At 66.5% G+C, this 21,248-nt stretch carries 22 protein-coding genes; 16 read left to right on the forward strand and 6 right to left on the reverse strand.

The window, feature by feature from the left end; translation table 11 throughout:
• Window positions 1–121 precede the first annotated feature (121 nt).
• The 5 genes from ACTIAO_RS04160 (at window position 122) to ACTIAO_RS04180 (ending at window position 5,887) form a co-directional block, all read left to right on the forward strand.
• A complete protein-coding gene (locus ACTIAO_RS04160) occupies window positions 122–1,753 on the forward strand; it encodes a peptide ABC transporter substrate-binding protein (protein ID WP_441905001.1) in 1,632 nt (543 codons plus the stop codon).
• A gap of 76 nt (window positions 1,754–1,829) precedes the next feature.
• On the forward strand, window positions 1,830–2,762 hold the full coding sequence (locus ACTIAO_RS04165) for an ABC transporter permease (protein WP_441905002.1): 933 nt from the start codon (window positions 1,830–1,832) through the stop codon (window positions 2,760–2,762).
• Window positions 2,749–3,693, forward strand: coding sequence for an ABC transporter permease (locus ACTIAO_RS04170; protein WP_441905003.1), 945 nt, complete (start codon window positions 2,749–2,751; stop codon window positions 3,691–3,693). The genes ACTIAO_RS04165 and ACTIAO_RS04170 overlap by 14 nt, the downstream gene beginning before the upstream one ends.
• Window positions 3,690–5,336 (forward strand): ABC transporter ATP-binding protein, encoded by a 1,647-nt coding sequence (locus ACTIAO_RS04175; RefSeq protein WP_441905004.1) that lies wholly within the window; start codon window positions 3,690–3,692, stop codon window positions 5,334–5,336. The genes ACTIAO_RS04170 and ACTIAO_RS04175 overlap by 4 nt, the downstream gene beginning before the upstream one ends.
• Entirely contained in the window at window positions 5,336–5,887 is a 552-nt protein-coding gene (locus ACTIAO_RS04180) for a PH domain-containing protein (protein ID WP_441905005.1), read from the forward strand. Before ACTIAO_RS04175 ends, ACTIAO_RS04180 begins: the two co-directional genes overlap by 1 nt.
• Here the strand turns inward: ACTIAO_RS04180 and ACTIAO_RS04185 are convergent.
• Window positions 5,884–6,651: a CPBP family intramembrane glutamic endopeptidase gene (locus ACTIAO_RS04185; protein WP_441905006.1), complete on the reverse strand. Its 768-nt coding sequence runs from the start codon at window positions 6,649–6,651 to the stop codon at window positions 5,884–5,886. The genes ACTIAO_RS04180 and ACTIAO_RS04185 overlap by 4 nt on opposite strands.
• Window positions 6,652–6,764: 113 nt before the next feature.
• Between ACTIAO_RS04185 and typA the strand changes: the two genes are divergently transcribed.
• Window positions 6,765–8,678, forward strand: a complete 1,914-nt coding sequence (typA, locus tag ACTIAO_RS04190) for a translational GTPase TypA (protein ID WP_441905007.1) — start codon at window positions 6,765–6,767, stop codon at window positions 8,676–8,678.
• A gap of 123 nt (window positions 8,679–8,801) precedes the next feature.
• Here the strand turns inward: typA and ACTIAO_RS04195 are convergent, their stop codons facing one another.
• A complete protein-coding gene (locus tag ACTIAO_RS04195; protein WP_441905008.1) occupies window positions 8,802–9,353 on the reverse strand; it encodes a helix-turn-helix domain-containing protein in 552 nt (183 codons plus the stop codon).
• Between the two features lie 64 nt (window positions 9,354–9,417).
• On the opposite strand from ACTIAO_RS04195, the gene ACTIAO_RS04200 reads away from it, so the two are divergent.
• From ACTIAO_RS04200 to ACTIAO_RS04225, 6 genes are all read left to right on the forward strand, one after another.
• Window positions 9,418–10,161, forward strand: coding sequence for an AzlC family ABC transporter permease (locus ACTIAO_RS04200; protein ID WP_441905009.1), 744 nt, complete (start codon window positions 9,418–9,420; stop codon window positions 10,159–10,161).
• The gene (locus ACTIAO_RS04205; protein WP_441905010.1) at window positions 10,158–10,472 is read left to right on the forward strand and encodes an AzlD domain-containing protein; all 315 of its coding nucleotides are present in this window, start codon (window positions 10,158–10,160) and stop codon (window positions 10,470–10,472) included. Before ACTIAO_RS04200 ends, ACTIAO_RS04205 begins: the two co-directional genes overlap by 4 nt.
• Before the next feature lie 63 nt (window positions 10,473–10,535).
• On the forward strand, window positions 10,536–10,943 hold the full coding sequence (locus ACTIAO_RS04210) for a histidinol dehydrogenase (RefSeq protein WP_441905011.1): 408 nt from the start codon (window positions 10,536–10,538) through the stop codon (window positions 10,941–10,943).
• Window positions 10,944–10,952: 9 nt separating this feature from the next.
• Window positions 10,953–11,273, forward strand: coding sequence for a ferredoxin (fdxA, locus tag ACTIAO_RS04215; RefSeq protein WP_441905012.1), 321 nt, complete (start codon window positions 10,953–10,955; stop codon window positions 11,271–11,273).
• Between the two features lie 3 nt (window positions 11,274–11,276).
• Window positions 11,277–12,389 carry a succinyldiaminopimelate transaminase gene (dapC, locus tag ACTIAO_RS04220; RefSeq protein WP_441905013.1) on the forward strand — a complete coding sequence of 371 codons (1,113 nt, stop codon included), beginning with the start codon at window positions 11,277–11,279 and terminating at the stop codon, window positions 12,387–12,389.
• Between the two features lie 182 nt (window positions 12,390–12,571).
• Window positions 12,572–13,867 (forward strand): citrate synthase, encoded by a 1,296-nt coding sequence (locus ACTIAO_RS04225; RefSeq protein WP_441905014.1) that lies wholly within the window; start codon window positions 12,572–12,574, stop codon window positions 13,865–13,867.
• A 210-nt stretch (window positions 13,868–14,077) separates the two neighbouring features.
• Here the strand turns inward: ACTIAO_RS04225 and ACTIAO_RS04230 are convergent, their stop codons facing one another.
• On the reverse strand, window positions 14,078–15,526 hold the full coding sequence (locus tag ACTIAO_RS04230; protein WP_441905015.1) for a DEAD/DEAH box helicase: 1,449 nt from the start codon (window positions 15,524–15,526) through the stop codon (window positions 14,078–14,080).
• Between the two features lie 322 nt (window positions 15,527–15,848).
• The gene (dapD, locus tag ACTIAO_RS04235) at window positions 15,849–16,814 is read right to left on the reverse strand and encodes a 2,3,4,5-tetrahydropyridine-2,6-dicarboxylate N-succinyltransferase (RefSeq protein WP_441905016.1); all 966 of its coding nucleotides are present in this window, start codon (window positions 16,812–16,814) and stop codon (window positions 15,849–15,851) included.
• Window positions 16,815–16,960: 146 nt separating this feature from the next.
• On the opposite strand from dapD, the gene dapE reads away from it, so the two are divergent.
• The 3 genes from dapE to ACTIAO_RS04250 all read left to right on the forward strand — a co-directional run bounded on the left by dapE (window position 16,961) and on the right by ACTIAO_RS04250 (window position 19,526).
• A complete protein-coding gene (dapE, locus tag ACTIAO_RS04240) occupies window positions 16,961–18,031 on the forward strand; it encodes a succinyl-diaminopimelate desuccinylase (protein WP_441905017.1) in 1,071 nt (356 codons plus the stop codon).
• A complete protein-coding gene (locus tag ACTIAO_RS04245) occupies window positions 18,016–19,245 on the forward strand; it encodes a hypothetical protein (protein WP_441905018.1) in 1,230 nt (409 codons plus the stop codon). The genes dapE and ACTIAO_RS04245 overlap by 16 nt, the downstream gene beginning before the upstream one ends.
• 113 nt (window positions 19,246–19,358) lie before the next feature.
• A complete protein-coding gene (locus ACTIAO_RS04250) occupies window positions 19,359–19,526 on the forward strand; it encodes a DUF3117 domain-containing protein (RefSeq protein WP_081813713.1) in 168 nt (55 codons plus the stop codon).
• A gap of 70 nt (window positions 19,527–19,596) precedes the next feature.
• On the opposite strand, the gene ACTIAO_RS04255 is transcribed toward ACTIAO_RS04250, so the two are convergent.
• Window positions 19,597–20,232: an O-methyltransferase gene (locus ACTIAO_RS04255; RefSeq protein WP_441905019.1), complete on the reverse strand. Its 636-nt coding sequence runs from the start codon at window positions 20,230–20,232 to the stop codon at window positions 19,597–19,599.
• An 81-nt stretch (window positions 20,233–20,313) separates the two neighbouring features.
• Here ACTIAO_RS04255 and ACTIAO_RS04260 point away from each other — a divergent pair, with 81 nt between their 5' ends.
• Window positions 20,314–20,733 carry a Sec-independent protein translocase TatB gene (locus ACTIAO_RS04260; RefSeq protein WP_441905020.1) on the forward strand — a complete coding sequence of 140 codons (420 nt, stop codon included), beginning with the start codon at window positions 20,314–20,316 and terminating at the stop codon, window positions 20,731–20,733.
• A gap of 10 nt (window positions 20,734–20,743) precedes the next feature.
• On the opposite strand, the gene ACTIAO_RS04265 is transcribed toward ACTIAO_RS04260, so the two are convergent.
• Entirely contained in the window at window positions 20,744–21,247 is a 504-nt protein-coding gene (locus ACTIAO_RS04265) for a YcxB family protein (RefSeq protein ID WP_441905021.1), read from the reverse strand.
• Window position 21,248 lies beyond the last annotated feature (1 nt).

Here is a 21,248-nt window from a genome sequence, read left to right on the forward strand (position 1 = left end):
TGTGGCAAGTCAGTAACGGTTCATTAACGGAGCTGTTGTGATGATGTGCGGTCACGTAGCCTCTGTATCTAATGGCGCCCGTAGCGGCGTGCCCTTTGCACTGTCCACAGGAGGACATCCAATGAAGCGAAACAAGATCACCCTCGCCGGGGTGGGCCTGCTCTCAGCTGGCGCGCTGGTTCTGGCTGGCTGCGCAAGCAGCGACAACGGATCCGGCAACGGCGACGAGGATGGCGGAGGAGACTCCTCCGCGATCATCACCGCGAACGGATCCGAGCCGCAGAACCCGCTCATCCCGACCAACACCAACGAGGTCGGTGGTGGCAAGATCCTCGACGCGATGTTCGCAGGACTGGTCGGCTACGCAGCCGATGGCTCCGTGCACAACGACGTCGCCGAGGAGATCACGGTCGACGATCCTCAGCACCTGACGGTCAAGATCCGTGAGGGACTGACCTTCACCGATGGTGAAGAGGTCACGGCAGACAACTTCATCAATGCCTGGAACTACGGCGCACTGGCCTCGAACGAGCAGCTCTCCAGCTACTTCTTCGAAGACATCGAGGGTTTCAGTTACGACGAGGATTCCGAGCTGACCGGTCTGGAGCAGGTCGACGACTACACGTTCACGATCGCTCTGAACAAGCCGGCATCCGACTTCGCGCAGCGTCTGGGCTACTCGGCCTACTTCCCGCTGCCCGACGTCGCGTTCGATGACATCGACGCCTTCGGCGAGAGCCCGATCGGCAACGGCCCGTACATGCTCGATGGCGAAGACGCATGGCAGCACGATGTCGGCATCAACCTGGTAACGAACCCCGAGTACGACGGCCCGCGAACGCCGGCCAACGGCGGCCTGAACATCGTGTTCTACGCTTCGCAGGATGCTGCATACGCAGACCTGCAAGCAGGCGAGCTCGACGTCCTCGACGCAATCCCTGACTCGGCCTTCGGGACCTTCGAGTCCGACCTGGGCGACCGCGCGGTGAACCAGCCGGCAGCGATCTTCCAGTCGTTCACGATCCCCGAGCGCCTCGAGCACTTCGGTGGCGAAGAAGGCAAGCTGCGTCGTCAGGCGCTGTCGATGTCGATCGACCGCGCCGAGATCACCGACGTGATCTTCCAGGGCACCCGTACCCCGGCCAGCGACTTCACCTCGCCGGTCATCGACGGCTGGTCCGACTCGCTGGAAGGCGCCGAGGTGCTGGCATACGACCCCGACGCAGCCAAGGAACTGTGGGCTCAGGCTGACGCGATCAGCCCGTGGACCGGTGAGTTCCAGATCGCCTACAACGCCGACGGCGGACACCAGGCATGGGTCGACGCGACCGTGAACTCGATCAAGAACACTCTCGGAATCGAGGCATCGGGTGCGCCGTACCCGACCTTCGCCGAGGCGCGTGAGCTGATCACCAACCGCACGATCGAGACGGCCTTCCGTACCGGCTGGCAGGCGGACTACCCGGGTCTGTACAACTTCCTCGGACCGCTCTACGCGACCAACGCCGGTTCGAACGATGGCGACTACTCCAACGCTGAGTTCGATGACCTGCTCGCGCAGGGCATCTCGGCTACTGAGCCCGGTCAGGCGAACGAACTGTTCCAGCAGGCGCAGGAAGTCCTGCTGCAGGACCTCCCGGCCACGCCGCTCTGGTACTCCAACGTCGTCGGTGGCTTCGGTGAGTCCGTGAGCAACGTCGAGTTCGGCTGGAACTCGGTGCCGCTGTACGAACAGATCACCAAGGTCGGCTGATATCGGCAGGTGACGAGGCGGTGGTGAACTACCACCGCCTCGTTGCCTGCGTTCGTACCCCGAAGGGAGGTCGAGGGTGGCTCTATACATCCTCAGACGGATCCTGCAGGCGATTCCGGTTTTCTTCGGTGCCACCCTGCTGATCTATTTCATGGTTTTCGCAATGCCTGGCGATCCCATCGCCGCACTGTTCGGAGACCGCCAGCCGAATCCGGCTCTTCTCGAGCGACTGCGTGAGCAGTATCACCTCGATCAGCCGTTCCTCGTGCAGTATTTCTTCTATATCTCCGGCATCTTCCGCCTTGATTTCGGCATCAGCTTCTCCGGACAGCCGGTGATCGACATCCTCGCCAGGACGTTCCCGGTCACGCTCCGGCTCGCCGTGATGGCCGTGGTCATCGCCTTCGTGCTCGCCATCGTGATCGGCCTGTTCTCCGCGCTCCGCAAGGGCGGCATCTTCGACAACTCGATGCTCGTGATCGCCCTCGTCTTCGTGGCCGTGCCGATCTTCGTGCTCGCGTTCCTCGCGCAATACTTCCTCGCCGTGCAACTCGGCTGGTTCAGACCCACGGTCGGCGCCCAGAACGACTGGGGAGACCTGTGGCTTCCCGCGATCGTGCTGGGTCTGAGCGTGTACGCGACGAGCATGCGCCTCACCCGCAGCTCCACGATCGACACGCTGAATCAGGACTGGGTCCGCACCGCGTACAGCAAGGGGCTCTCGAGACGCCGCGTGATCCCGGTGCACGTACTGCGCAACTCGCTCATCCCGATGGTCACCGACCTCGGCACGGTTTTCGGCATCCTGATGGTGGGAGCGACCGTGACAGAGGGCATCTTCAACGTCCCCGGCGTCGGCAACACGCTCTACCAGGCGATCATCCGCGGTGAGAACCCCACCGTGGTCTCGTTCGTCACCGTGTTCGTCGTCGTCTACGTGTTCATCAACATCGTCGTGGACCTTCTCTACGGCCTGCTTGACCCAAGGATCCGCTATGTCACGACCTGACGCACGCGCGGAGCACTTCGTCGCTCCCGTCGACACGACCTCCATCCCCGTGGACGTCGTCCGCATCGATGCGAAACGCAGCAACCTCTGGCTCGACGCCTGGCGTGATCTGCGCAAACGCCCGGTCTTCTGGATCTCAGCCGCATTCGTCGTGCTCGTCGTCGTCGTCTCGGTGTGGCCGAGTCTCTTCACGAACGTGCCGCCCAACAACGACTGCGTACTGGCCAACAGCAACGGCGGTCCGGAGGCGGGACATCCGTTCGGATTCACGCGACAGGGCTGCGACGTATACTCGCGCGTCATCTGGGGCACCAGGACCTCGGTCGTCGTCGGCCTGCTGGCAACGCTGATCAGCACCCTCATCGGAGTGGTGATGGGTGCGTACGCCGGCTTCTACGGCGGATGGCTCGACTCACTGCTCTCCCGAATCGGCGACATCTTCTTCACGATCCCGTACATCATCGCCGCGATCGTCGTGATGTCGGTGATGCCGGTTCGCAACGAGTTCGTGCTCGCCTTCGCGATCGGCGGGTTCGCCTGGGCATCGACGGCGAGGATCATGCGAGCGGAGGTGCTCCGCGTCAAACAGGCTGATTTCGTGATGGGTGCCGAGGCCGTCGGCCTCTCACGGTTCCGGACGCTCCTCAGCCACGTGCTGCCGAACGCGATGGCCCCGGTCATCGTCGTCGCCACGCTCAGCCTCGGAGCTGCGATCGTCGCGGAGTCCGTGCTGTCGTTCCTCGGAGTCGGGCTCGGCGGTAACACGATGTCATGGGGCAACGACATCAGTCAGGCGCAGACCAATATCCGCACCGCTCCCATGGCGCTGTTCTGGCCGTCACTGGCGCTGACCTTGACCGTGCTGGCATTCATCTCTCTCGGCGAGCTGCTGCGCGACGCCGTCGACCCGAAGGCGAGGGCACAGCGATGAGCGCTCCACTGCTCAGCATCCGCGATCTGAAGGTCGCGTTCCGCAGCGGCAAGACGTCGCGCGAAGTGCTGCACGGCGTGAACCTCGACATCTTCCCCGGGGAGACGCTGGCCATCGTCGGTGAATCGGGTTCCGGCAAGTCGACGACGGCAGCCGCGATCATCGACCTGCTCCCGGGAACCGGTGAGGTGACCGCCGGCAGCATCATGCTCGACGGGCGTGAGCTCACCACGGCGAGCCGCAGCGAGATGGAGCGGCTTCGCGGACGTGAGATCGGGTACGTCCCGCAGGATCCGATGTCGAACCTCAATCCGGTCTGGTCGATCGGGTTCCAGGTGAAGGAAGCCGTGCGCGCCAATGGGCTGGCTCAGGGGCGCCGCGAGGTGCATGATCGCGCCGTCGAGGTGCTCGTGCAAGCGGGTCTCAGCGATGCCGCGCGGCGCATGCACCAGTTCCCGCACCAGTTCTCGGGCGGCATGCGTCAGCGTGCTCTCATCGGCATCGGGCTGGCGGCAGACCCCAAGCTGCTGATCGCCGATGAGCCGACCAGTGCGCTGGACGTCACCGTCCAACGCGTGATCCTCGATCACCTGGCCACGCTCACCAGCGAGCGCGGCACCTCGGTGCTGCTGATCACGCACGACCTCGGCCTCGCCGCAGAGCGTGCCGATCGCATCCTCGTGATGAACCAGGGCGAGATCGTCGAGGCCGGTACCAGCGCGGAGATTCTTACCAATCCGCAGCACCCGTACACGCAGCGTCTTGTCGCCGCCGCTCCGAGCCTGGCATCCCAGCGAATCGGAATCACGGCAGGCCACGTCGAGACTCCCGTCGAGACGGGCCCTGCCGTGGTCGAGGTGCGCGATCTTGTGAAGGATTTCTCGATCCGTACCGGCGGGCTCCGACACGAGCGGTTCCGCGCGGTCGATGAGGTGTCGTTCTCGATTCCGCGCGGCAAGACTCTCGCGCTGGTGGGCGAGTCCGGTTCGGGCAAGTCCACGGTCGCGAAGATGCTGCTGCAGCTCGAGAAACCGACGGACGGCGAGATCCTCATCGACGGCTTGCCGACGAGCACGATGTCTCGCTCGGATGTCTTCCGCCTGCGGCGCCGGATGCAACCGGTATTCCAGGACCCGTACGGTTCGCTGGATCCGCTGCGCAGCATCGGAAGTCTCATCTCGGAGCCGATGCACGTGCACGGCATCGGCACGCGCGAGCAGCAGCATCAGCGCTCGCTGGATCTGCTCGAGCAGGTGGCGCTGCCGCGGGAGCTCGCGTGGCGGTACCCGAACGAGCTCTCCGGTGGTCAGCGTCAACGTGTTGCGATCGCGCGCGCTCTCGCTCTCAACCCCGAGATCGTCGTGCTCGATGAGGCGGTCTCGGCGCTGGACGTGCTGGTGCAGGATCAGATCCTGAATCTGCTCGCCGACCTGCAGCGCGACCTCGGCCTGACCTACCTGTTCATCACGCACGACCTCGCGGTGGTGCGCGTCGCCGCTGACTTCGTGTGTGTCATGGAGCAGGGACGGATCGTCGAGCAGGGCACAGTGGACGACATCTTCAGCAACCCGCAGGAGGAGTACACCCGGCGTCTGCTGGCTGCCATTCCCGGTGCCTCGCTGCCGCTGGACGGCGTCGGCTGATGGCAGAAGTCCGGCCGCCGCGGATCTTCCGCATCACCGGGGCGGCGGGGCTGCTCGTCATCGCCGCCATCGGATCGGTCGCGCTGCTGATCGAGGCAGCCGTTCGCTCCGGCATCGGCAACATGCTGCTGCTCGCGCCCTGGCCGCTCCTGGTGCTGTGGGCGATCTACGTCGTTGGGATCGCTTCCGACATCCGAGCGGACCATACCGGGGTTCAGGTGCAGAACCTGCTGCGTCGGATCTCGGTGCCGTGGTCGCGGGTGAAGCGCGTCGGTATGCGCTGGCAGATCGAGCTGACCCTCGATGACGGCACGGCCGTGCGCTGCTTCGGCGGTCCCGTGCGGTCGAAGCCGCGCCGCTTGGGCCCCGGACGCACCAAGGAGGACGGGAACGCGGAGGCGGGAGACGGCGTCGCCAAGCTGCAGCGCCTGCGTCTGGACGCCCAGAGCGCCCCGGATGCCGTCGTCGTGAGGACCTGGGACTGGGCGGCGACCCTTGTGCTCGCCGTGCTCGTCGTCTGGGCTGGCGTGGCGATTCTCGTCACGTACTAGGGGAGCAGCGGCGCGACGAGGGGATAGCCGACGAACGCCACTGCGTCGATGAGGAAGTGCGCCACGAGGAACGGCAGCAGGCGTCCGGTGCGGGCGAACAGCCATCCGAACAGCAGCCCCATGGCCAGGTTGCCGATGAACGCGCCCGGTCCCTGGTACAGGTGATAGCTCGCGCGCAGCACCGAGGTCGCGATGATGATCGGCCACAGGCCCCACCCGAGCTGACGCAGCCGGAAGAACAGGTAGCCGAGCACCACGAACTCCTCCATGAGTGACGCACGTGCGGCCGACAGCAACAGGATCGGCACCGTCCACCAGTGCGTGTCGAGTCCGCCCGGATCGACGAGAACGAACAGCCCCAGCATCCGGCCGCTCACGTAGAGCGCGAGGCCCGGGATGCCGATGGCGAGCACCAGCAAGATGCCGCGGCTGATGTCGCGCCCGATGTGCGTGCCGTCCAGCCCCAGCCTGCCCAGATGCGGGCGGGTGTTCTGCCAGAGCAGGAAGCACACCAGCAGCACCGGCACGATCGAGAATCCGATCCCCAGCACCTGGTAGATGAAGTCGAAGACCTCGCGGTCGCTGCGGGAGGGGTTCAGCGTCGTCGTCTGATCCGCCAGGGGCGTCGCATCCGTCAGGCGGTACGCGAGCTGCACGATTGAGTAGATCGCCGACTCGCCGAGACCGAGCGCCAGGACGATCGCGATCTCCCACCAGGTGCGGGGTGTGGATGGGGTCGGTCCCTGAGCCTGTTGAAGGGTCACACGGTGATGTTACGGGAGCGTTCATATGCGTGCTCAGTGAGAGATCAGCGATCGTGCTATATCCTGAAACGTCGGCATCCCGACGAATCCCACACCCTTTTAGGAAAACTTGCATGGCGCACGCCCTTCGTTCTGACCTCCGCAATGTCGCAATCGTCGCGCACGTCGACCACGGCAAGACCACCCTTGTCGACGCGATGCTTCGTCAGACCGGCTCGTTCGGCGAGCACGCTCACGTCGATGAACGCGCTATGGATTCCAATGACCTTGAGCGTGAAAAGGGCATCACGATCCTCGCGAAGAACACCGCGATCACGTACAAGGGCGAGCACGCCGACGGTAAAGAGATCACGATCAACGTGATCGACACCCCCGGCCACGCCGACTTCGGTGGCGAGGTCGAGCGCGGCCTGTCGATGGTCGACGGCGTCGTGCTGCTGGTCGACTCCTCCGAGGGTCCGCTGCCGCAGACCCGCTTCGTGCTGCGCAAGGCGCTCGAGGCCAAGCTTCCCGTCATCCTCCTGGTCAACAAGACCGACCGCCCCGACGCGCGTATCGCAGAGGTCGAGGCTGAGGCGCAGGATCTGCTGCTCGGTTTGGCTTCCGACCTCGTCGACGACGTGCCCGACCTCGATGTCGACGCGCTGCTCGATGTTCCCGTCGTCTACGCCTCCGGCCGTGCCGGTGCTGCCAGCCGCAACCGTCCCGAGAACGGCACGCTGCCGGACAACGAGGACCTCGAGCCGCTGTTCGGCGCGATCCTCGAGCACATTCCGGCTCCGTCCTACGATGACGAGGCACCGCTGCAGGCCTGGGTCACGAACCTCGACTCCAGCCCGTTCCTCGGCCGTCTCGCGCTGCTGCGCGTCTTCAACGGCACGCTGAAGAAGGGCCAGACGGTCGCCTGGGTGCGCGCAGATGGCACCCACCAGAACGCCCGCATCACCGAGCTGCTGAAGACCCGTGCCCTCGAGCGCTACCCGGCCGAGTCCGCCGCCCCCGGCGACATCGTGGCCATCGCCGGTTTCGAGGACATCACCATCGGTGAGACGATCGCCGACCCGGATGACGTGCGTCCGCTGCCGCAGATCCACGTCGATGACCCCGCGATCTCGATGACGATCGGCACCAACACGTCGCCGCTGATGGGCAAGGTCAAGGGGCACAAGCTCACCGCCCGTATGGTCAAGGACCGCCTGGACCGCGAGCTCATCGGTAACGTCTCGCTCAAGGTCGTCGACATCGGACGCCCGGATGCCTGGGAAGTTCAGGGCCGTGGCGAGCTCGCACTCGCGATCCTCGTCGAGAACATGCGCCGCGAGGGCTTCGAGCTCACTGTCGGCAAGCCGCAGGTGGTCACCCGTCAGGTCGACGGCAAGGTGCACGAGCCCTACGAGCACCTGACGATCGACGCGCCCGAGGAGTACCTCGGTGCCATCACGCAGCTCCTCGCGAACCGCAAGGGCCGCATGGACAACATGATCAACCACGGCACCGGCTGGGTGCGCATGGAGTTCATCGTCCCCTCGCGTGGTCTCATCGGCTTCCGCACCGAGTTCATGACCACCACGCGCGGCACCGGTATCGCCAACGCGATCTCGCACGGCTACGATGCCTGGGCCGGTCACATCACCACGCGTCAGAACGGCTCGATCGTCGCTGACCGTTCGGGTGTCGTCACCCCGTTCGCGATGATCGCACTGCAGGAGCGCATGTCGTTCTTCGTGCAGCCCACGCAGGAGGTCTACGAGGGCATGGTCATCGGCGAGAACTCGCGCGCCGACGACATGGACGTGAACATCACCAAGGAGAAGAAGCTCACGAACATGCGTGCCGCGAGCTCGGACACCTTCGAGTCGATGACGCCTCCGCGCCAGCTCACGCTCGAGGAGAGCCTCGAGTTCGCCCGCGACGACGAATGCGTCGAGGTGACTCCCGAGGTCGTCCGCATTCGCAAGATGATCCTCGACCAGACCGTCCGCGGCCGCGAGACCGCTCGCATGAAGCGTCAGGACGCGAACGCGTAATTCCCCCCTCGTCGAGGCCCCCTCTGGTTGTCGACGCCCCCGCTGACATACGTCGCTGCGCGGGGGCGTGGATGCTGGGAGGGGGCCTCGACGCGTCATGGAGACCCACACGGGCGGGGCCGGTCAGCGCAGCTCTGAGATGAGCACCGCGCTGGTCCCGGGCTCGGTCGCCTCGAAAACGTGGGGTGCATCGCCGGCATATGAGAGGTAGTCACCGGGGCTCAGCAGTACTGCGTCGGCGGCGGGACCGATCTTCGCCTGGCCGGAGATCAGGATCACGTGCTCGATCGTTCCGGGGTGGTGCGGGGCTGACCGCCGCGGCTCGCCGGGCTCGGACCGAATGAGGTACACGTCGCGCCGCGCGCCCGGAGGGCTCGCGGAGAGGAGGCTGGCGCTGTATGCGGACGCCGCGGACGAGGGGACTCCCGCACGGTCGGATGCTCGGATGAGGGTCGGTGCGTTCGCCTGCTGATCCACGAGGACCGCGAAGGGGACATCGAGCGCGACCCCGAGGGCCCACAGCGTTTCGACGCTGGGATTTCCTGATCCGGTCTCCAGCTGAGACACCGTCGCTTTCGACACTCCGGCCTGCCGTGCGAGCTCTGACACCGACATTCCGCGTGCTTCGCGCTCGCGCTTGAGCGTGCGGGCGATGCGTGTTCCGAGATCCTGCATCTGTTCATCATGTCAAACAGTCGTTCACTTGACTATCCACAGATTGCTGTTCAGAATGATCAGCATGCGTTCAACAAACCGAACGGAGCGTGTCGTCGATACCTCCGGACGCCGCGAGGTCTGGCGTGAGGGCCTCGGCGTCGCCATCGCCACGAGCGCATATGGGATCTCGTTCGGAGCGCTCGCCGTAGCATCCGGTCTCGATGTCTGGCAGACCTGTGTGCTGAGCCTGCTGATGTTCACCGGCGGATCGCAATTCGCCTTCATCGGCGTCTTCGGCGCGGGCGGAATGGCGGCGCTGCCGTCGGCTATCGCCTCGGCCGCGCTGCTCGGCGTGCGCAATGTGGCGTACGGCATGCGGATGTCGCCGACGATCGGACCGGGGCCCCTCAAGCGGACCGTCGCAGCGCACGTCACCATCGATGAGTCCACCGCCGTCGCGATCTCGCAGAGCACGCCGCCGCTGCGCCGGCTCGGCTTCTGGATCACCGGGCTCGGCGTCTTCATCGGCTGGAACATCACAACGCTCCTGGGGGCACTGCTCGGTGATGTCCTCGGCGACCCCAAGACATGGGGGCTGGATGCTGCGGCCGCTGCCGCCTTCCTCGCCCTGCTGTGGCCGCGGCTCAAGCAACGGCAGGCGGTCGCGGTCGGTGTCGCCGCGGCCGTGATCGCCGCGGTGCTCACGCCGTTCATCATGCCGGGGCTTCCCGTGCTGGTGGCCGCGATCGTCGCGATCGTGGTCGGCTGGTTCAACTGGCTGGGCTGCAGTGATCACGTCGTCGGTGAAGAAGAGGCCGCCGCATGAGCGTGTGGAGTGCAGTCCTGCTCGCGGCCTGCATCTGTGCAGCACTGAAAGCCTTCGGCTATCTGATTCCCGCCCACCTTCTGGAGGCACCACGACCGGCGCGCATCTCCGATCTGCTCACCGTGGCGCTCCTGGCAGCCCTCGTCGCCGTCCAGACGCTCGGCAACGGCCAGGCGATCGTGGTGGATGCCAGAATTCCCGCCGTGCTGGTCGCGGCATGCCTGCTGTATCTGCGCCAGTCCTTTCTCGTCGTCGTGATCGCCGCGGCCGCGGTCGCGGCTCTCCTTCGTCTGGTCGGCTGGGCCGTATGAGGGTGGGCCGTATGAGAGTAGGCAGTGAGGCGTGAGCGCGAGTCGGGCGCGTAAGATCGGGGCGTGCCCAACTGGTTGTCTCGAACGCTGTCCTGGATCGCTGCCGCCCTCGTCGGCGTCGTCTACGGCACCGCCGGCACGATCGCGCACAGCCTCATGTGGGGGCCGATCCCGATCGGGCTCATCGTCGGCGGAATCGCCTGCGCCGCCCTGCTCGTCGCGGTGCGCACACTCACCCATGATCGGGGAGCGGCTGTGGCGACCGCGATCGGCATGATCGGCATGCTGCTGATCATCTCGGGCCCAGGGCCGGGCGGCTCGGTCATCGTCCCGAACACTCCGGTTGGTCAGATCTGGATCTACCTCGTCTGCGGTATCGCGCTGGTGGTGATCGCCTGGCCGAGCCTGAAGAGACTGCCCGTTCAGGTCCAGGCGCCGGTGCAGGCGCCTGTTCAGGAGAACGGGTCGTAGACTGGAGGGGTGACGTATGTGATCGCCCTTCCGTGCGTCGATGTCAAGGATCGCGCCTGCATCGACGAGTGCCCCGTTGACTGCATCTACGAGGGTGAACGCTCGCTGTACATCCACCCCGACGAATGCGTCGACTGCGGTGCCTGCGAGCCGGTCTGCCCCGTCGAGGCGATCTACTACGAAGACGACCTGCCCGAGGAATGGGCGGACTACTACAAGGCGAACGTCGAGTTCTTCAACGAGGTCGGATCGCCCGGTGGCGCGGCGAAGGTGGGCGTCATCAAGTACGACCACCCGATCATCGCGGCTCTTCCTCCCCAGGGCGAGTAGCCGGTGGGCGTCAAGGATCTCGCCGATTACCCGTGGGATGCTGTCGTCCCGTTCCGCGAGCGTGCCGCGCAGCATCCACAGGGTCTGGTCGATCTGTCGATCGGCTCGCCGGTCGACCCGACGCCGGACGTGATCCGCACCGCCCTCGCCGAGGCCACCGACGCCCACGCGTATCCGCAGAACGTCGGCATCCCGGCGCTGCGCGAGGCGATCGTCGACTGGTACGCGCGGCGCAGGGGAGTGCCGGACCTCACCGTCGACAACGTGCTGCCCACCGTCGGCTCGAAGGAGCTCGTGGCGCTTCTGCCGACGCTGCTCGGCCTGGGTGCTGGCGACATCGTCGTCATCCCACGCGTCGCGTATCCCACGTACGAGGTCGGTGCGCGGGTCGCCGGAGCGACTCCCGTGGCCGAAGATGACCCGGCCGCCTGGCCTGAGGGCACGAAACTCATCTGGATCAACAGCCCCGGAAACCCGGACGGGCGCACCTGGACGACGGATGAGCTCGCGGCGGCCGTTCGACGCTCCCGTGAGCTCGGAGCCGTCCTCGCGAGCGACGAATGCTACGCAGAGCTCGGCTGGGACGGGCAATGGGCGACCGAGCCCGTGCCCTCCGTGCTCGACCCACGGGTGACGGACGGCACACGTCGCAACCTGCTGAGTGTCTACTCGCTGAGCAAGCAGTCCAACCTCGCCGGTTACCGTGCTGCATTCGTGGCGGGTTGCGCGCGGGTGATCGCAGACCTCCTCACCGCACGCAAGCACCTGGGCCTGATGATGCCGCTTCCGGTGCAGCAGGCGATGGTCGCAGCCCTCGGCGACGACGAGCACGTCGCGGCCCAGAAGGAGCTGTATCGCGCGCGTCGCGAGCTGCTGCGCCCGGCACTGGAGGTCGCAGGCTTCCGGATCGACGGGTCCGAGGCGGGCCTGTATCTGTGGGCGACCGAGGGCAAGGACGCGTGGGAATCGATGGGAAGGCTCGCCGATCTTGGCATCCTCGCCGGCCCTGGACCGTTCTACGGACCGGATGCTGCAACGCACGTGCGTCTATCGCTGACGGCACCGCTCGACCGGGTCGCGGAGGGAGCTCGCCGCCTGCGCGGCGACGGTCTGTAGGTTCTCACTGCGTATCTGCGCCATCTCTTGGCCGATGTCACAGTAGGCCATTCTGACGACTAGGCTGTAAAGGCGATTCGGTCGGGATCCGGCCAGGCGCCCAGCGCCGTGCATCGCCCTCGATCAATCCGACCGTCTGGACCAATCCGGCCAGCGGGTCGTACACGTACAAGGAGGACCGCGTGAGTGCAGCGGGAGACCAGCAGGCCAAGGCGACTCTCACGATCGGTGAGACGACGGCGCAGTTCCCTCTCCTGCGCAGTACTGCGGGCGCGGACAGCATCGACTTCTCGACGCTGACCAAGCAGACCGGTTATACGGGCCTGGATTACGGGTTCGTCAACACGGCATCCACCAAGTCGGACATCACCTACATCGATGGCGATCAGGGCATCCTGCGCTATCGCGGGTATCCGATCGAGCAGATCGCCAAGAACTGCAGCTACCTCGAGGTTGCCTGGCTCCTCATCTACGGTGAGCTGCCCACACCGTCAGAGCTCGCCGACTTCGATGAGCGCATCCGCCGCCACACGCTGCTGCACGAGGACCTCAAGCACTTCTTCTCGGCGCTCCCGCACACGGCGCACCCGATGTCGGTGCTGTCTTCGGCGGTCTCGGCTCTGTCGACCTACTACGAGGGCCAGACCGACCCGAACAACCCCGAGCACGTCGAGCTGAACATGGTGCGCATGCTCGCAAAGCTCCCCGTGATTGCGGCGTACGCGCACAAGAAGAGCGTCGGTCAGGCGTTCCTCTACCCCGACAACTCGCTGAGCTTCGTCGACAACTTCCTCAAGCTCAACTTCGGCGTCAACTCCGAGCCCTACGAGATCAACCCGGTCATGTCGAAGGCGCTCGAGTTGCTGCTGATCCTGCACGAGGACCACGAGCAGAACGCCTCGACCTCGACCGTGCGCCTGGTGGGCTCGACGGGGGCGAACCAGTTCGCATCGATCTCCGCCGGCATCCAGGCGCTCTCCGGTCCGCTGCACGGCGGTGCGAACGAGGCCGTGCTGAGCATGCTCGCCGAGATCCGCGACTCCGGTCAGGGCGTGCAGCGGTTCGTCGAGCGCGTCAAGAACAAAGAAGAGGGCGTCAAGCTCATGGGCTTCGGCCACCGGGTCTACAAGAACTACGACCCGCGCGCGAAGCTCGTCAAGGAAGCAGCCGACGAGGTGCTGCGCGAGCTCGGTGTCACCGACCCGCTGCTCGACCTCGCTAAGGAGCTCGAAGAGATCGCCCTCGCGGACGACTACTTCAAGGAGCGTCGCCTCTACCCGAACGTCGACTTCTACACCGGCGTCATCTACAAGGCGATGGGCTTCCCGACGCGCATGTTCACCGTGCTGTTCGCGATCGGTCGCCTGCCCGGCTGGCTGGCGCAGTGGCGTGAGCTCAACCTTGACCCGCAGACCAAGATCGGCCGCCCGCAGCAGCTGTACACGGGAGCTCCGGAACGTCAGTTCCCGACCCGCTGATCGGTCGGATGCTGAAAGCCCCGGTCCCTTCCTTCAGGAAGTGGCCGGGGCTTTTGCGTTGATCAGGCTCGTCCGCCGCGGGTCAAAGCCGTTGCTGCGGGGCGCAGCGGCTGTATTGAGCAGGCTCGTCTGCCGCGGGTCGTTGAGCGAGCCGGAGGCGAGACGAAACGGGCTGAGCGAGCCGGAGGCGAGTCCGGTGCTACCCGGGCCTCAGCGGCCCTGGCCGCCGCCCTGCGCGCGACGCGGCTGGCGGGTGTCGACGCGCTGGCCGACCTGGATGCCGGAACGCTGACCGCCGGAACGCTGTCCGCCGGAGCGCTGACCCTGAGCTGCCGGCTGAGCCTGCCCGCCCTGACCGCCCTGACCCTGCGGGCGACGGCGGCGACGTGCGGGTGAACCGGATGCCGGGGCGCCACCCTGCTGGGGCTGACGCGCCTTCTTGGGCTGCTGGCGCTGCTGCTGGGCCTGCACGGGAGCGGGCTTGACGTGTGCTGCGCGCTCGCCGACGAGCTCGTCGACGATGGTGGAGTTCGCCTGCTCGAGCTCGGCGGTGATCTGCGCCTTGCGCAGCAGATCCTTCACATCACGACGCTGCTCGGGGAGCACGACCGTGACCACGGTTCCCGATGCACCCGCACGAGCGGTGCGGCCGGAGCGGTGCAGGTATGCCTTGTGCTCCATCGGCGGGTCGACGTGGACGACGAGGTCGACGTTGTCGACGTGCACACCGCGGGCGGCGACGTCGGTGGCGACGAGGACGCGTACGCCGCCGTCGGCCGGGTCGGCGGAGAACGCGCTGAGGTTGCGCTCACGGGCGTTCTGCGAGAGGTTGCCGTGCAGATCGACGGCGGGGATGCCGGCAGCGGTGAGCTGCTTGGCGAGCTTCTTCGCCTGGTGCTTGGTGCGGGTGAACAGAAGACGACGGCCGGTGCCGGAAGCAAGCTCCCGCACGAGAACGGTCTTGTGCTCGGTGGAGGTGGTCACGAGCACGCGGTGGGTCATCTCACCGGTCGGCACGCTCGCCTCGTCGACCTCGTGGCTGACCGCGTTCGAGAGGAAGCGGCGGGCTAGCGTGTCGATGCCGCGGTCCAGCGTCGCGCTGAACAGCAGGCGCTGTCCGCCGGCGGGCGTGGCGGTGAGGATGCGCGTGACACCGGGCAGGAAGCCGAGGTCGGCCATGTGGTCGGCCTCATCGAGCACGGCGACCTCGACGGAATCGAGGGAGACGAGCTTCTGCTTCATGAGGTCTTCGAGGCGTCCGGGGCACGCGACGACGATGTCGACGCCGCTGCGCAGTGCCTGCTCCTGCGGACGCTGGCTGACGCCACCGAAGATCGTCGAGACGCGGAATCCTGCCGCCTCGGCGAGCGGCGAGATGGTCGCCGCGATCTGGGTGGCAAGCTCACGGGTCGGTGCGAGCACCAGGGCGCGGGGATGCTGGGGGCGGGTCTTGCGACCCGACTCGCTCAGACGCGCGACAAGAGGAAGCGCGAAGGCGATGGTCTTGCCGCTGCCGGTGCGGCCACGGCCGAGCACGTCGCGACCGGCGAGCGAGTCGGGAAGCGTGTCGCGCTGAATGGCGAACGCCTCCGTCTTGCCGTCGGCAGCGAGGACATCGGCCAGACGTGCGGGCACGCCGAGATCAAGGAAAGTAGTCATAGGGATACTCCGTAACGCGTGACAATTCACGCGCGAATAGTGAGGTGGGCGACCGCGCACAGGAAGTGCGCAGAGGTTCGCCGTTCGAAACGCCAACTGGTGGGGAGCAGTTCTGCTCGCTGCGGCCGGTGAAGACCCCGTGTCGACGACGCAGTCACCCGATGCCGGGCAACCGCACAAGCCTAGCAGACCGCACCTGGGCGCCGACCGTCCCCCCCACCATTCGCCGAGGCCCCCTCTGGCCGTCGATGCCCCCGCTGGTTCACGTATCTGCGGAGGGGCCTCGGCGAGCAGAGGGGGCCTCGGCGTGCGTAAGGGTGGGTCAGGCGTGGAGAGTGGCGTTCAGGGTCACGCCGGCGCCGCCGCGCTGCTTCGCCTCGATCGCACCGGTGACCGAGTTGCGCCAGAACAGCAGCCCGTCGCGCCCGGAGAGCTCGGCCGCCTTGACGACGGGTTTGCTGCCATCCGCTGTTGTCGGGGCATCGGCGAGGACGACCTTCGAGCCTGCCGTGATGTACACGCCCGCCTCGAGGATGCAGTCGTCGCCGAGCGCGATGCCCAGCCCCGAGTTCGCGCCGAGCAGGGTGCGTGCTCCGATCGAGACCCGCACAGTGCCGCCCCCGGAGAGCGTGCCCATGATGGATGCTCCGCCACCGATGTCACTGCCCTCGCCGACGACGACGCCCTGCGAGATGCGTCCTTCGACCATCGAGGCGCCGAGAGTTCCGGCGTTGAAATTCACGAAGCCCTCGTGCATCACGGTCGTGCCGGGGGAGAGGTGCGCGCCCAGGCGCACGCGTGAGGCATCCGCGATGCGCACGCCCTCGGGCTGGACGTAGTCGGTCAGACGCGGGAACTTGTCGAGCCCCTGCACCTGGATGCTGTGACGACGCATCTGGGGCTGCAGACGTGCGGCATCTGCCGGGTGCATCGGGCCGGCCGTGGTCCACGCGACGTTGGGCAGGTGCCCGAAGACACCGTCGAGGTTCAGATCGTTTGGGCGCACCAGCAGGTGCGAGAGCGCGTGCAGCCGAAGGTACGCATCGGCGGTGGACGCCGGGGCCTCATCGAGGTCAATCTGCAACTGAACGGTCTCGATGCGGACGTTGCGACGCTCATCCGTGCCCGTCTCGGACTCCAGGTCGGCGATCCCTGAGCTTGTCGAACCGTTCCCTGAGCCTGTCGAAGGGTCGCCCGTTCCCACGTGCGGATACCAGGCGTCCAGGACAGTGCCGTCGCCGGCGATCGTGGTCAGGCCGATTCCCCACACGGTGCGCGCATTGCTCATGTCTTAAATCTACTGGTCTGGCTTCGTCTCGAAATCTACTGGTCTGGCTTCGTCTCGCGGAGACCCGCACTGAGCGAGCGAAGCGAGTCGAAGTGTCGCTCAACGCCCCGCGCGCGAACCAGACGTCGCCGCCGTAGGCTGGGGGGATGCTGCTCGATCTGACCCTGTCATCCGTCGATCTCACGCGCGCGATCTGCGACATCCCCAGCGTCTCCGCAGAGGAGGTCGTTCTCGCTGACGCGATCGAGACTGCGGTCACGCCGCTCGCGCATCTCGAGGTGATCCGGCACGGCAACACCATCGTCGCCCGCACGAACCTCGGCCGCGCGCAGCGCGTGGTGATCGCCGGACATATCGACACCGTCCCGATCAACGACAATCTGCCCACGCGGTTCGTGGATATCGACGGAGAACCGCACCTGTGGGGTCGCGGAACGGTCGATATGAAGGGCGGCGTCGCCGTGCAGCTGAAGCTCGCCGCTGAGCTCACCGATCCTCTCGTCGACATCACCTGGATGTGGTACGACAACGAAGAGGTCGCGGCATCCCTCAACGGTCTGAATCTGCTCTCGGCCGACCGGCCGGATCTGTTCCAGGCGGACTTCGCCATCCTCGGTGAGCCGTCCAACGGGCAGGTCGAGGGCGGATGCAACGGCACGCTCCGCGCGATCGTCCGCACCCACGGCGTGCGCGCGCACAGTGCGCGGGCGTGGATCGGCGAGAACGCCATCCACGCGGCAGCGCCGATCCTCTCGCGCCTGGCCGAGTATCGCGCGAAAGAGGTGCAGGTCGAGGGCCTGGCCTACCGCGAGAGCCTGAGCGCTGTGCGCATCACCGGCGGCGTCGCCGGCAACGTCATCCCCGACCTGTGCGAGATCGAGGTCAACTACCGCTTCGCGCCGAGCAAGTCGGCCGCCGACGCCGAGGCGCACCTGCGGGGCGTGCTCGACGGCTTCGAGGTCGAGATCACCGACTCCGCAGAGGGCGCCCGCCCGGGTCTCGACGCGCCGATCGCGCAGCAGTTCGTCGCTGCCGTCGGCGCGGTGCCGCGTCCGAAGTACGGCTGGACGGATGTTGCGCGCTTCAGCGCCCTCGGCATCCCGGCGGTCAATTACGGGCCGGGGGACCCGCATCTGGCTCATCACGATGAAGAGCGCGTTCCGCTCGCCCAGATCGACGCGGTCGAGCAGGGTCTGCGAGCGTGGCTCAGCGCCTAGCGCCCGGCTCCGCGGTGCTCGGCGCAGCCCGCGGGTGGGCGCGGCTGCCGATCATCGCGCGCATCGCGGTCATCTATGTGCTCGGCCGCGTGGTGACGACCGCCTTCCTCGCACTCGCCGCGCACCTGTCCGGCCCGGCGTCGCGGTTCGGCCCCGACGCGACGGTGGGCAGCTTCGTCGTCGGCTGGGACGCCCAGTGGTACTGGTTGGTCGCGTGGGAGGGGTACCCGCAGACGCTCCCGTTGACCGAGTCCGGTCAGGTTGCCGAGAACGCTTGGGCGTTCATGCCCGTCTACGCATACGCCGCACAGGTCGTCGGACTCCCGTTCGGGGCATGGGGTGCGGGAGCCCTGCTGATCTCCCTCGTCGCCGGCTTCTTCGCCTGCGTCATGCTGCACCGGCTCCTGAAACCAAGGATCGGCAGCTCCGCGGCACTGTGGGCCGTGACCTTCTTCGCCTGGGGTCCTCTGGCAGCTCTGTTCCAGGTCGGATACGCCGAGGTCCTCTTCATCCTCCTGCTGCTGATCGCGCTCGACCTCGTCGCGAGACGCCGCTTCGCCTGGCTGTACCTCGTGATCCCGGTGATGGCTTTCACCCGTCCCGGCATCCTCGCCTTCGCTTTGTACCTGGCGCTCTACGGCATCCTGCGCTGGGGGCGTCGGCGACGCGACCCGCTTCCCGCTCGTGAAATCGTGCACATCGTGGCCCTCGGTCTCATCGCCGCCGCCACAGGCTTCGCATGGCAGGTCATCGCGGGCTTGGTCACCGGCGACCCCGGTGCCTATCTCGCCACGGAGCTGTCGTGGCGGCGCAACTGGGGCATCGGCGACAGCACGTTCATCCCGTTCGATGGCTGGGTGCAGGCGGCGCAGTTCTGGTTCACGCAGTGGGGGATGCCGGGATGGGCGGGGCTCATCACCCTCGTCCTGATCGTGGCGGCGATGGTGGGGATGCTGTTCACCCCGCAGGTGCGTCGTTTGGGCGCCGATCTGCGGCTGTGGAGCGCCAGCTACCTGCTGTATCTGCTGGCGGTGTTCTTCCCGCAGTCCAGCATCTTCCGGCTGCTGATGCCGCTCACACCCCTTGCCGGAGCTCTCGCGGTGCCGCGCTCGCGCTCGTACCGCCTGGTCGTGCTCGCGCTGTGCCTGCTCGGACAGTGGCTGTGGATCTACCCGATGTACGCGCTGGGGAACACCTACTGGCAGGTGCCGTAGCCCGATCCGGGCACCCGCGAATCGTCGTTCATTTCGTATTCTTCCGACGCGGCCGCAGGGGCGGGAGTCTACCGATAAACTTGATGCATACCAGCGACGGAAAAGGAGCCACGATGGCAGCGATGAAGCCGAGGACCGGCGACGGACCGATGGAGGCCGTGAAGGAGGGGCGACTGATCATCGTGCGCGTTCCCCTCGAAGGCGGCGGCCGTTTGGTCGTCTCCGTGAACGATGCTGAGGCGAAGGAGCTGCATGGCGTCCTTGCGGGCGTCGTGAGCTGACCGACTCATCAATGAAGGGGTGGTGGATCTCGATCCATCACCCCTTCAGCGTTTTCTGATGACCTGCCATCTACTCCGTGCGGATGCTCACCAGCTGCAGCAGGCCCTCGCCCGCTGTCGAGATCGCCGCCAGCACAGCCGGTGACTCCTGCGTCTCCTGGATGAGCGAACGATAAGCGCGAGTGACGGCATCCCGCTGCACGGGGTCTGCCACCTTTCCGCCGGTGAGCACACGCGGCACGGCCACGATCCCACCGATGCGGACCAGGCGCAGACCGTGCTCGACGTACTCGATGACGTTCTCAGGGTCGGCGTCGACGAGCACGATGTCGTAGGAGGCCTCGTTCATCCGCGGCAGCACGTCCGCTGCGCGCCCGGTGATGAAGCGTGCCTTGGTCGACGGGATCTTCGCCTCGGCGAAGCTGCGCCGTGCGACGGCGAGATGCTCCGGCTCATTGTCGATCGAGGTGAGCACCGCCTGCGGGGCGCCCCGCAGCATCCACAGACCTGAGACGCCGGCCCCCGTGCCGATCTCGACGATCGAGCGGGCCTGGGTGGTCGCGGCGAGCACGGAGAGCTGCGCGCCGACCGCCGCGCTGACGGAGGAGACGCCGAGTTCGCGTGCGTGTGTGCGCGCTCGTGCGATGGGGGCGGGTTCGATGATCGCCTCGCGGATATATCGGGCGTTCGCGTCGTTCTCGCTCATAAAAGTTCTCCTCGGCTGCTTAGTCCAGGATATTCGCCCGTCGTGTTTATCGTCTGCAGGCGCGGCGGGTAGCCTGTGTACATGGAATTCGGGCTCACCTTCGAGAAGATTCTTCTCATCGGGGTGATTGCTGCGGTCATCATCGGCCCTGACCGGCTGCCGAAGGCGGCAGAGGCGTTCGCGAAGTTCGTGCGCAAGGCCGGCGAGTACATGCGCGACACGAAGTCGAGGATGCGTGACGAGATCGGTCCCGAGATCGACGACGTCGACTGGCGCAAGCTCGATCCGCGCCAGTACGACCCGCGTCGCATCATCCGCGATGCGCTCATGGAAGAGAGCCCTGCGCCCGCGGCAGCGACCATGACGGCCGCGTCGGCAGCGGTGGCGCCGGCTGTCACGATCGACCCGGTGGATGCCGATGCGGTTGCCGCGCGGACCTCGCGTGTGCGCCCGGCGTTCACGCGCGATTCCCCGCCGCCGTTCGACGTCGAGGCGACCTGAGCACCGGCTTTCAGATCTTCGATTTGACCAGCGCCACATCCGCATCGCTGAGCAGACGGCGCGGAACAGCAGTGATGACCGATGCACCGCGCAACTGCAGGATCACGGCGTGACGCCCGACTCGTGCCGCTCGGAACGTCGAGTACTTCATGTCTGAGACGCCGCGCTGGGACACGAGCATGATCGACTCGTCGCGGACCTCGGCGCGCACGGCGGAACCTGATGGCATCGCTGTGGAGATCGCCCGCCGCGTGGATGCCCTCGTGAAGATGATCGAGGCGATGACCAGCACGGCGATGGCGACCAGCGTGAGCGACAGGTTCGCACGCTGCTCCTCGGCGGCCGGGGCGATCATCCCGAGTACGATCGCGTTCACGATGAATGCGGCGACTAGCGCGGTGTAGGCGATGATCGCGAGCGGCCGGGTGAGGGTGAAGATCAGGGCGTCCCGGGTCATGCCGCGCAGCAGTTCCGCATCGATGACGACGGAGCGGGATTCGGATTCGGCAGTCACT

The sequence above is a fragment of the Microbacterium sp. genome (assembly GCF_052099035.1).
Lineage (GTDB): Bacteria > Actinomycetota > Actinomycetes > Actinomycetales > Microbacteriaceae > Microbacterium.